General features: G+C 45.4%; 7 protein-coding genes. 5 read left to right on the plus strand and 2 right to left on the minus strand.

Features of this window, described 5'->3' with window-relative positions; all coding sequences use genetic code 11:
• The first annotated feature begins 193 nt into the window (after nt 1-193).
• The 3 genes from ITG10_RS17800 to ITG10_RS17810 all read left to right on the plus strand — a co-directional run bounded on the left by ITG10_RS17800 (nt 194) and on the right by ITG10_RS17810 (nt 3,632).
• Entirely contained in the window at nt 194-1,111 is a 918-nt protein-coding gene (locus ITG10_RS17800) for a DMT family transporter (RefSeq protein WP_017631071.1), read from the plus strand.
• Nucleotides 1,112-1,342: 231 nt separating this feature from the next.
• Nucleotides 1,343-2,185: a helix-turn-helix domain-containing protein gene (locus ITG10_RS17805; RefSeq protein WP_017631072.1), complete on the plus strand. Its 843-nt coding sequence runs from the start codon at nt 1,343-1,345 to the stop codon at nt 2,183-2,185.
• A gap of 100 nt (nt 2,186-2,285) precedes the next feature.
• Nucleotides 2,286-3,632 (plus strand): MATE family efflux transporter, encoded by a 1,347-nt coding sequence (locus tag ITG10_RS17810; protein ID WP_017631073.1) that lies wholly within the window; start codon nt 2,286-2,288, stop codon nt 3,630-3,632.
• Nucleotides 3,633-3,720: 88 nt separating this feature from the next.
• On the opposite strand, the gene ITG10_RS17815 is transcribed toward ITG10_RS17810, so the two are convergent.
• Nucleotides 3,721-4,902: an MFS transporter gene (locus tag ITG10_RS17815; protein WP_017631074.1), complete on the minus strand. Its 1,182-nt coding sequence runs from the start codon at nt 4,900-4,902 to the stop codon at nt 3,721-3,723.
• 219 nt (nt 4,903-5,121) lie between these two features.
• On the minus strand, nt 5,122-7,113 hold the full coding sequence (locus ITG10_RS17820; RefSeq protein ID WP_017631075.1) for a hypothetical protein: 1,992 nt from the start codon (nt 7,111-7,113) through the stop codon (nt 5,122-5,124).
• A gap of 242 nt (nt 7,114-7,355) precedes the next feature.
• Between ITG10_RS17820 and ITG10_RS17825 the strand changes: the two genes are divergently transcribed.
• Nucleotides 7,356-12,212, plus strand: a complete 4,857-nt coding sequence (locus tag ITG10_RS17825) for a DUF1566 domain-containing protein (RefSeq protein ID WP_026084270.1) — start codon at nt 7,356-7,358, stop codon at nt 12,210-12,212.
• Nucleotides 12,213-12,283: 71 nt separating this feature from the next.
• Nucleotides 12,284-12,463 (plus strand): Flp family type IVb pilin, encoded by a 180-nt coding sequence (locus ITG10_RS17830; RefSeq protein ID WP_017631077.1) that lies wholly within the window; start codon nt 12,284-12,286, stop codon nt 12,461-12,463.
• The last annotated feature ends 14 nt before the right edge of the window (nt 12,464-12,477 follow it).

The raw sequence follows: 12,477 nt of genomic DNA on the forward strand, positions 1-12,477 counted from the left end.
AATGCATTTAACTTAATCTATTTTTGTGAAATATATTTACACCAAATTATTATATTAGAGATTTAATTTCTCCATTTCATGTCAATTAGAGACAAAAAGACAAAATTTTTCTCCGGTGACCTACTTATACTGTGCCACGTCATTAAGGCGCTACAAGCCTATGATTTAAAATAATTATTAATGAGTAGTCACCATGAATTCGAAGTCGCTAACTATCTTGCTTTTTGTCTCTGTTTGCTTAATTTGGGGAACCACTTGGTTCGCTATGGAAGTGGCATTGCATTCTATCCCACCTATTTTTGCCACTGCATTGCGCTTTTTACTGGCTGCACCGTTGCTTGCGGTATTGGCGAAAGTGTTTAACCAACCTCTGCTTTTTCCTAAAGGTAAACGTCAATGGCTGCTGATTGTGGCACTGATGTATTTTGCTATTCCGTTCACCTTGATGATCTATGGTGAGCAATACATCTCTTCTGGTTTGGCTTCGATCATCTTTGCCAACATGCCAGTTGCTGTGATGCTAATGTCGGGTTTATTCCTTGGTCTGCGCTTGGCAAAACATCAGATATTCGGTCTGATTACTGCTGTTGTGAGCCTGTGTTTAATCCTTGGTAACGAAATGCAGATGGGTGGCGACGATTACGTTATCGGCACGGTTTGCTTAGGCCTTGCGGTTGCGATTCACGCGGTGATGTACGTGTTGGTACAAAAGCACTGTAAAGGCATCGAAGTACTGACCTACAACGCCGTTCCTAGCTTAATTGCTTCTCTATTCTTGTTTGCGGTTTCAGCAACAGGCGAAAACGTGAATGTTGAATCTTTCACGTGGGATTCAATCTCAGCGGTCGTGTACCTAGGTTTTGTAGCGAGTGTTGGCGGCATTGTGGCTTACTTTAAACTAGGTCAGGTTTCGACGCCGTTCCAAGCATCTATCTGTTTTCTAATCTTCCCAGTGGTGGCGCTGCTGATCTCTTGCTACATCAATGGTGAAGTCCTCTCTGAACAGTCACTGGTTATGATGATCCCTCTGCTTTGCGGCATCTTGCTAACCAAGGCACCTAAGGGCATCTTCAAGCTGCGCTCTTCGCTCAAAACAGCGAGCAGCAACTAAGCTCTGTGTTTATTCACCCTAGAAGCTTGCAATGAGCTTCTAGGGTTTTAATCTGTTACGCATACTTAAACTTCCCTCTCACTCCCTCTGCACATGCTCTAGTTTGTTTCGTCACTCATAGCTAATCACACCAAGCGAATGACTTAAAAGTCACTATCGACTACATTAGGATCTGCCGAGCAGCGACTGTTATCGTTATCTACACAGCACTCACTCCAACAAAGGAATGTCATGAGAACTCCCATTAAACACGTTCGTCTAATCAAAGGTCAGCCCTGTCGCGCTGCGGAGCTATCTAACAGTGATGACACGTTCTTAGAACCACACAGACATGAGTATTGGGAGTTGGTATGGTGCGTGGATGATCTCGGTAGTCAGAGTATTGATTTCGTCGACTACGACAACAAAGTCGGACGTATCTTTACCATTGCTCCGGGCCAGGTTCACCGCTCTGAACTGGTGGGGGAAAATGCTCGCTTACTGGTATTTACCCCGGGCTTTGTCAAAACCAATCATCGCAACACACAGCTGGTCGATACCGTTTTTGCCATGCATCAAAGTCGCCCGCCCTATTTGGACTGCAACGAAGAAGGCAACCGCTACCTGCTGCCTATTTTCACGATGATCAAAGAAGAGTGCGAGCGAGAGAACAGCGACTGGGATTTAGTGGAGTCTCTCGTTAATAGCTTTTTACGCTATATATTGCGCTTCGCAACCCAGTCCTCGTTGAAAGGCGAAGTGCGTGACAGCCGAGTAAACAAGGTTGTCGATTTGATTGAGCAACACTACACCACCCACAAACATTGCGATTTTTATGCGCAAGCGCTGTCGATAACCAACAAACGCATCAATGAAATCGTCAAGGCTGACAAAGGCAAAACCGTGACTCAATTAATTCACGACCGAATCATCTTAGAAGCGAATCGAGAATTGATCTTTTCTACTAAGACCATCAAAACCATCGCTTTTGAACTGGGCTTCGAAGATCCTGCCTATTTCAGCCGTTTTTATCGCGGTCAGATGAACGAATCCCCCGCAGAGTTTCGAACTCGATGTGCAGATAGTGCAACATAACACGCAGATAATCCCTTTTTAGAATCCAGTTAAGTTCCGATAATGCTCCCTCTTTATTATACCACTTTGGTTACATCCAATTTGTTGGGAGCTTGCTCAAATGGCCATCAACCTAAAAACCGATCCAATATCTAAATCCTTTTATCAATACCTTTGGCCTGCGCTAACCGGCATGGTGATCAAGTCTCTTTTCATCATGGGAGACGCTTGGTTCGTAGGGCACGGTGTTGGCCCAGACGGGCTCGGTGCAATCGCGTTAACCATCCCTGCTTTCTCTATATTCACCGCAATCGCGATGATGGTAGGTATTGGTGGTGCTGCACTTATGTCGATTGAAGTCGGCAAAGGTAATGTGTCTTCAGGACAAACTCTGTTTAGCCAATCCATGCTGGTTACCGCTCTGTTTAGCACAATAACAGTCACTGCCGCTTTGTTTTGGTTGGATGAAATGGTGGTGTTGATGGGCGCGACCGGTTACATGGCTGAACTCGCTCACGATTACCTATCCGTCATGTTGCCATTCTTTGTGTTGTATTCATTGGCATGGGTCATGTCGTGCTTTGTGCGTAACGATACCAACCCGAAACTGGCGACGTATGCGATGTCGATCGGCGCTGTGGTTAACCTAGTCTTGGACTACTTCTTCGTCTTGGATTTTGGTTGGGGCATGAAAGGGGCTGCCTACGGCACGGCCATCTCACAAGTCGTGATTGCTTGCATTTTATTGAGCCACTTCGTACGTAAACAAGGCACCTTAGAGTTGAGCTTAAAAGGGATTGGTCTCAATAAAGTACCAAGTATCCTGAAAATCGGCACCCCGACCTTCTTCATCGAAGTGACGGCGGCAATGACCATCTTGTTGTTCAACTATGTGTTACTTCATCAATTCGGTGAGAACCACATTATTGCTTACGGCTTAACAGCAAATGTAGGTGTATTTGCCCTGTTTGTGATGGTCGGAATCGCACAAGCTTGCCAGCCAATCATCAGCTTTAATCATGGTGCAAGCCAGCCTAAACGTGTCGATGAAATCTTCCGTCTTGGGCTAAAAAGCGCAGTCGGCAGTGCCTTAGTCTTTATGATTTTGGTGTATCTGTTTGCACCGAAAATCGCTGCCTTTTATTTGGGTGCCTCAACTGACTTGATTGGGCTATCAGCAACAGCGTTGACCTTCTTCTTCTTTGCAGTACCACTGATGGGAGTCAACTTGGTGATCGCCAACCTGTTTCAGGCAACGGCTAAACCTAAGCAAGCAACACTGATATCTCTTGGACGAGGCTTTGTATTCGTCGCATTGGGCATCATCATTTTGCCAAAGCTGTTCCCAGAACAAGGGATTTGGGCGAGCATCTTATTTGCAGAAACCGTCACTGCGATATTCAGCCTAAGCATGCTGCGAGCCTATAAGAAGCGCTTCTCTGGTTCGTTAGAAGAGCAAGCAGCTTAGAACGTTACACTTTTGGCTAGCACATACAAAAAAGCTCCAATATCGCTATTGGAGCTTTTTATTTTGATCTCGTCAGGGTTATACCTATTTAACGCCAGCTAAACACTCGTACTTCATTGCCCTCTTCAGGCTTCTTTGGAATGTTTAAAGACAACGCCAAAGAAACCGCCGCCATCGCCGCACCAATATAGAAAACCGTTGCAGGAGACGATAACCAAATCACACCAAACGCGACTGGGATAACAACCGCCGCGATATGGTTGATGGTGAAAGAGACACCTGCGGTTGATGCCATGTCTGCTGGGTCTGCAATTTTTTGGAAGTAGGTTTTAATCGCTAACGCCAGAGCAAAGAACAGATGATCGACCACGTAGAGCGCAGCCGCCCACTCAGCGCTTTGCACCAAGCCATAACCAACAAACACACCGATCAAACCAACATACTCGAAGATCAGTGCTTTGCGCTCACCAACCACACCGATGAATCGTCCAATACGTTTCGCGAACAAGAAATTAAACAGGTAATTCACTAAGAACAGTAACGTGACATCGGCAGCAGAGTAACCGAATTTCTCCACCATCAAGAAGCCCGCAAACACAGTGAAGATCTGCCTTCTCGCACCACTCATAAACGTCAGTGCGTAGTAGAGCCAGTAACGCTTCCTTAGCACTAACTTCTTATTCTGTTGGGTTTTGGTTTGAAACTCAGGGAAGCCAAAGGTCATCACCAATACTAAAATGAAACCGATGCCTCCGGTAATGCCATATACCCAAGCGAAATCGAGTTTTAGCTGTTCTAGCATCACCCAAATAGAGCCATAAGTGAGTAGAGACGCAAGCGCACCCACCGAGATCATTTTGCCTAGCATCTCTGGCGCTTCTTCTTTGCTTAGCCATTGCAGTGACAAAGATTGCTTCAACGTTTCAAAATAGTGGAAACCCGTCGACATCAAAATAGTGGTAAGCAAAAGGCCTGTCAGTGAAGGGAATAAACCGGTAATCGCCGTGCCAACGGTCAGCATCGCTAGCGATATCAACATGAAGCGTTGCTCACGTATGAAGGCTAAAACAAACACCACAGTAAATGCTAAGAAGCCGGGTATCTCACGAACACTTTGCAGCAAGCCTATATCGGCACCGTCAAAGTTCGCTTTCTCAATCACGAAATTATTAAGCAGAGCCATCCAGCTCGAAAACGCGATAGGTACAACAATCGAAATCAGTAATAAAAAGTTTTGCGGCGTTTTCCAGCTCGCGGGTGATGCTCTCATAGCAGCCAAATCCTAAATAGTAATCCAGTATCATACTCCGGTTTTATGGTGATTAACAAACGATTAACTTTTGTTTTTCTCATGTTCATACGGAGCAAAAATGTATACAACGAGGAGGTATAATTCGGAGAAATGAGTAGCTATATCTAGAGCGAATAGTGAAATGAAAAAGGAGGAATGAGAAGGGAGAAGCTCTCCCTTCGTTAAGGCAATTAGCCGTTAAAGACCTTTATAGAAAGTTAACCACTCTCCACGATCTAAACCGCTCACATGGACTCCAGAGATACCACTAGAGGTCGTTGCGTTCGTCGGCAAGAATGACAGGTTTACGTTTTTAAATTGATCGGAGATTTCACTTTCCGTGCCCGTTTGAGAAAGAATGTAACCCAAATTCGTTGAGCTCCAGCTAGAGTTACCGCTGTCTTCCCACTTTTTGAGGAGTTCTTTTGTCACCAATTGGCTACCAACCTTGAGGGCTGGGCCGCTGATATTGCGGAACTGATAATAGTCAGCGCCTGAAGACGTTAAAGCGATTACCTTCTCAGACAACACATATAAAGATTTGATGCCATTGCTACTCAACGACTCTTTGGCCAATAAGGTTCTCGTCTGGTTATCTACGATATAAAGAGAGTTTGCGGTTGTAATAGCACTGGTTTTTCCATCACGAGATGTCGCTATCTTGCTAATTTCAGCATCAACGATCAGCTCCCCAAGTACGGTTTGTTGTATTGAATTAGACACCCACTCAACCTTATTGCTATCCAGCCCCAACAGTATCTGCTGGTTCACGACAATATTGGCTGTTTTGAGGTTCAACTTATCAATGGTCATCTTAGTAGAAAGGTTCGAAGTATCGATAATTTCTGCGGCTAAATTGCTGTTTGAGAAGTAGTTTTTATAGACAATCACGGCTTCACTTTCGTCATAAGATGGCATGACTTGCGGCGAAGAAGCTTTCAACGCATGGCTCCAGCTTTTCATATCAAGCTTATTAGCACTTAACGATTTGAGTTCTTGCTGTGAGTATATCGAGCTGCCAGTATTTTTAATCGCCAACAACGAGCCGCTTTGTAACAGAGGGATCAGTGCCGCAAAGTTATCGTTAATGCACGATTCACTCGATTTAGGCTGAACTGCAGGGTTAGGTTTTGGTATGGGCGGAAGCGTACCTCCACTACGGCTGCTGTATGTATCAATCGCAAAAGCTTTGCCGCCGACATTGTTGTTATTCGAACCACTGAGACTCGTGAGGAAAACACCATTAGCGCCTTGGCTATTACAAATATCACTCGCAGTCGGTGAAACGTAAGCTGTCGGCTTATAAACCTTGTATGCCTGAACACCATTTAACGCTGGCACTAACTGGATGATTTCATTCGCATCTACCGTTGTTTCCCCACCGCCAGTACCACTTCCATGATCGCCATCGTGGTCATCGTCATCATCATCATCGTCGTCATCATCGTATGAACGAATGCTAACCAAATCAGAAGCCGTTTGAGAAGCTGGGTCACCATTGATTGTCACCGGTTTATTGCGTGACGAACTATCGATCTGCATAACCACATCGTCCGCCGTTACGAACACTATCTGGCTGTTCGCAGGATTCAACGCAATCGACTTAGCAGCATATAATTCTGGTACTGACTGAGAGCCTCTTACCACCAACGAATTTTCAATTTGCAGGTGTCTCGACACAGCTCCAGCAACATCAATCGCCGATAAATCCAGAGTTTTATGTTCGATCATCAGATCTAACGCGTGAGCAATATTTGTATAGGAAGATTGTTTACCGTCCGTTTGCGCTTTTTTCAAAGAAGTTAGCAACAAATCAGATAAATCTTTAGGTCCATAGGTAGTATCAAGCACACTGAAATTGATGCCAACATGATCCCCTAATTTACTCTGAAGTGATGCTTTTGCTTGTTCAACATCATTGCTTACGCCGGGGTTAAACATCATCTCGCTATGAATCAAAGTCGTGAAGGGTGTCACCAATTCCATGCTGGGAGAAGCGGTTAAAATTGCACCATCATATTGCCTCTGTTTAGCGTACCCAGAAACCTCTTCAAGCTGTTTTTCTTGGTCACTGCATACGCCATTCAGATCTGCATCAGCACATACTAATGAACCTTGATAGGCATAGCCTGAGGCAGGCGTTCCAACTGAGCTATTCCCGTCTGAACCTCCCCCACATCCAGCGACCATTAAGACACTAGAGATAGCTAGTGACAATTTGCATATTAAAAATTTATTGTGCATTTTTTCGACCGATTCACCTAGTTTATTATTGGATTGATAGTATTTTATTTTGCTATTAAATCACTTAACGAAATAAAAGATCAAATGATATTGATAATTACTATCATTTAAATTAATATCCTCCGCCTTTCCTATGGGTAATTTATAAATTATTTGGAGTTCAGGTGGTCAGGAATCCATACAAATTAATGAGTGTTTCACTCGTTTCCACAATGCTCATTGCTTGTGGCGGAGCAGAGTCAGATCCGAAGCTTAAACAGTCACAAACTCAGCCAAATTCTCAGACTGTTTCGGGGATCGCTTTGGATGGTTATTTACACAACGCGAAGGTTTGTTTCGACAAAAACAGCAATGCCATGTGTGACTCTGCTGATGGAGAGATTGCCACTACGGACGCCGAAGGAAGATTTCAGCTAGACGTCGACAATGATGTCACGCAATACCCAATATTGGTCGAAGCAGTTGCAGGTGTCACCATCGATATGGATTCACCGAATCAACCTATCGAATCTGGATTTACGTTAGAAGTGCCTAACAACAATTCGGACGTAATCAGCCCCGTGACATCTCTCATTGCCAGTGTGTCGAGAACCAGTGGAATCAGCTTTGATGAAGCAACTCAGCTTGTTGCCGATGACTTAGGTATCGATACACAACTGGCAGTTAGTGATTACTCAGCCTCGAATTCAACCAAAAGCCGCGAACTACACATGTTTGCGCGCGGCGTTACTCGCGTACTTCAAGAAGCACAAATAGCTTCTGTCGACGCTGGTATCGACCAAGTCAATGCTCGTAAAGGCGCAATGTACAAACTGGCCGAGCTTGACTTGGCAGAGTTTAAAACCAAGACCGATTTACTGTCTCATGGCGCATCTGGAACCGACAATGCGTTGAAACAGCTGGGTAAGGAATACCGAGATCAACTCAAGGTTTCACAAGAAGACGTCGATGGCAATGACATCATCACTAGACCGCCAGCGCCTAAGCACGGTCAGGTCAATGATGCCTCAGACACCTTCAATTGGCAGTTTGTGCGTGGCTTCAACCAAAACACAGATTACGAATATTCATTGGATTCAGGTAAGACGTGGACGACAGTAATTCGTAAACCGATTGTTGTAGGAAAGCTACCGTTCGAGCAAGGAGCCGTTCAAGTTCGGGTTGCTGCGTCTAACGTTCGCAATACTCCTGCCGGAAAGCCCATGATCTCAGACAAAGCGTTTACGTTAACTACCGTGCCTGCTGCTCCAGCTTGGATTACGGTGAATAACGCAATCAATCAATTTGATTGGGCATTGGTCGATTCATTTAATGAACTGGATCTTTATGAGTATTCATTGGACAACGGTTCAAGCTGGACAAAGGCGACTGAAAAGCCTCAGAACATTCAAGATCTGGATATTCCTCTTGGACACTTAAAAGTTCGTGTTGCTAAAAATAATTCTCTAGGTCACCCAACCGGCTTAAGTGCAATGTCAGAGAAGCCGATGACAGTAACACCACCCCAACCAGCAAAACCGGTGTTGGAATTTGCTAACGACAGCACGAATCAAATCAACTGGCTTTGGGTCACTGGATACAATGCGCCGTCTTTCTACGAAATTAATCTAGGTAGCGGTTGGAAGGACGTAACCTCACTGCCGTACCTTGTTGGTAATGTGTCACTTCCTGCGAACTCGATTTCGGTTCGCGTTAAGTCAAATTCTCTGGATGCTCGCCCTGCAGGTGCTCCGCTGATTATCAGCTCGGCATTCACTCGCTCAGAAAATCAGCCTGTAGCACCCACCTCACCGATTGTTGACGATGCAGAAAACACATTCGCATGGACGAACGTTGAAGGGTTCACGGGGAGTGATTCCTACGAATACTCACTGGATAGAGGCATTACTTTTACTCCTGTGACTAGCAACCCACAAGCCATCCCCGATGAGATGCTTACCAAGGGACAAGTCTGTGTACGAGTGAAAGCAGAATCGGATCCTCTGCATGATCCTGGCGAAGCGCTATGTTCAGACAAGAGCTACTCTGTGACTCCTAGTATGCCTGCCGCACCGACATCACCAACCACCCATGATGGGTTAGATACATTTGATTGGACATTCGTAACTGGCTTTTCAGAAGCAACGGATTACGAGATCAATGTACTCAACGCAGGTTGGGTTGTGGTGACCCAAAAACCATACCAGTTAAGCGACCAAGCCTACGCTATTGGCTCGATTCAAGTGCGCGTTAAGCGAGACCCAATTACCGGTCGCCCTAGCAGCTCAGAATTGACCAACGATGTCGCGTTTACTGTACGTCCGTCAGCACCAAGCGCCCCGACGGATCTGGTGGTTAACGACATCGACAACACACTCGATTGGACATGCTTCGGCGATTTCACTCAGCCCGAGCACTTCGAAGTCACACTCGACTCCGGTTCAACTTGGACAAAAGTCACCGCGAAGCCTGTTGTGATTGGTAATGTCGACAAGAGTATCGGTGAAGTGCAATTACGAGTAAGTGCAAACCCTAACAATGGTATGCCTCACGGTGAGTCAGCATTAACAACACAAGCCTTCACCAAAGTATTTGAGATTCCAGCACCAACATCGCCTGAAATTACCAACACTTTCACCGGCTCAAACCCAATCAAGACCAATGGTTTTGAGTGGGACTACTTAACGGCCAACGTTGATGGGCAATCTGTTCGCTTTGATGAAGCCGAACACTATGAGTTCACCAACGACAAGGGTCTGACCTGGCAACCTGTTGTTTCGATCCCTCAATTTGTTGGCCCAGAAGCGTACGACAAAGCCAATGTCGGTGTTCGACTAAAAGAGAATGCGAAACAAGGTGTATCAAACTCAATTAGTGACACCCTTTGGGCTACAACGGCGGGTAGTCGCTTCACGGCATTAAAATTCGTACCAATGAAAACCCGCTCACAAGCTGCTGACTTTGGTTATGGTGGCTCATGGAATACGTACTCGCTCAATTGTATTGCTGAATACGATGATAAAGGGCAAGGGGAACCGACGTTTTGGGCGGAACGATTCTCTTCAGAAATAGATACTGTATTCGATAAAGTCACACAGCTGGATGATTGTGGTATTGCGGGTTGGACACTTCCAGACACCAGTGAAGTAATCACGTTGTCGCAGAGAGATCCTGCAACACTGCCATCAAATCTAAGAAGTGGTTACTTGGTATCGAATAAGTCAGTGAATGTATTAGCGGATAAAAATGGCGCCGCTGTCACTATCAACAAAGGCCAAGAATCTGTTGAGCAATATTACTCTAAATACGCATACGCTAAATGGCAATTGCCATCAGGTGCAGAGTTACTCACAGGTGTAGATAGCGCGACGACTGAAATAACCGCCTTTCTAAGTACACAAGATACGAAGATTAACGCTACAGAGCTTTATCTAGAAACCTGGTTAACCGCCAATCAATCTAACAGTAAAAGTTACGCTGCATTAGAAACCGAAGCTCAAGCTAAAGTAGTAGAACTGCAGGCTTTGACCCAACCATGGGCAGATGATCTTAAGAATACGAAGCTAAAGCTGAAAGCTCTTGAATTTCAGGCCTCTGTTGCTCAAAGCCGAACTGATGCTGAGAGCCTTGAATTCATTAACAAAGTCAAAGCGTATAAGGAACAAGTCGCTAAATTAGAGCAAAACACCGTTGCACTGAGCGCATTAGCCTCTGGTTCTGAATTTGCTCAAAAATTGGCGTTCATGCAGCAAAAATCCGTAACTCTATCCAGCTCAACCAACGCACTAAGCTCTGCGTCACTGGCTAAGGATATTCACCAAGCAAGTTTAGACCTGTACAACGCGATTTCAGATTTGGAACACCAATATGGCTTGGTTAATACGTTCGTAAACGAGCTGAATACCTCGACACAATTGATGGGCTCAGAGTTTGACACTCTTGCCGCTCTGTTCCAGAAGTTTATCAGTGAGATGAACACCACAGCCCAAGCCCACAATCTAGTGCAATCAAAAGTGTTGGCAAAAGACGGACTAAAGCTGGCAAAGGACAATGGCTATAGTGTCTCGCAAGCAGACGCAACCATAAGCAGCCGCTTCGCTAAATTGGATGAGCTAGGTAACTACCTACCGAAAAGCACCACCTACCAACAAGGTTGGCGCTGTGTTGAAGACACCCAAATAGCGGGCAAACGCCGCGTGTGGACACTGCTTAAAGACGGCCGACCAAATGGTGCTGACGATCTCGCTTATGACGCTTCAGCATCAGGAGTAGCAAGTGTCTTAGGCAGTAATGGTCTGCTAGAGAATACTAACAACGCTAACTTATGTGGCTTCAATGATTGGAAGGTACCAGGGCTGTCTCAGCTGTTATCACTACAGACCAAAGCTATTTCTAGTTCAAACTCGACCATAACGATCGATACAGACGCATTCCCTCATCACCGAGGGTTGGATCCGGAGTATGACAAGTCTAGCTATTACGGTGGCGTGACCTTTTACTACTGGTCGAATCAAGCAAAGGACACTAAGCAATACGTAACAAACTACAGCTCTGAACGCAGCTACCAAGATGTACGTAGTTCGAAAATCGACGGTACTGAAGATGCTGTCATCTTAGGACGTCTTGTCAGAGAAAAAGCGACCACATACCAGTACCTAGATATGCAAGGGAACGTCGTGGCCGATCGCCAAAATGCCATTTGCGTACAAGACACTGACAGTAACCTTGTTTGGCAACTGTTTACCAACGGAGACACTAGCCGTTTCAAGAAGTACGTAGAGGTAACGCCGTTAATTTCAACACGAAATACACAAACAGTATGTGGCAAGGCGAGTTGGCGCTACCCATCGAAAGCAGAGCTATACGGGTTGCTACCTATCAATTCCGATGTCTTTAAATTTAACGAAGTGACTGGTGGAGGTTATTCCAACCATAGTTCCTATATCACCAACGACCCCGCTCCTTACGGTCGAGTCCTCGGATTGAATATGACAACCATGGATGAAAGCCAAGTTGGCACTCAAAGTTACGACGGCCGCTACCTATACCGACTCGTTGCCAAATAGGCACTCAAAACACCTTTATTAATGACTACAGCAGCCTCAGCTGAGGCTGCTTTCATCTAGGAAATAACAACATGTTTAACAAGAAAAAGCAGCGCGGCGCGGCCGCTATCGAATACGCAATTCTCGCGGCAGCAATGTCTGTGGTCTTGCTTAATTTTGTAGGCGGCGAAAATGGTGATCTAACCGAAGCCATTACTGGCGCTTACCAAACTGTCGTCGATCAGCTCCGCGAAGCTCAAGAATCAGAATAAGTCCGTTTACCGTA

Source organism: Vibrio sp. ED004, assembly GCF_023206395.1.
Taxonomy (GTDB): domain Bacteria; phylum Pseudomonadota; class Gammaproteobacteria; order Enterobacterales; family Vibrionaceae; genus Vibrio.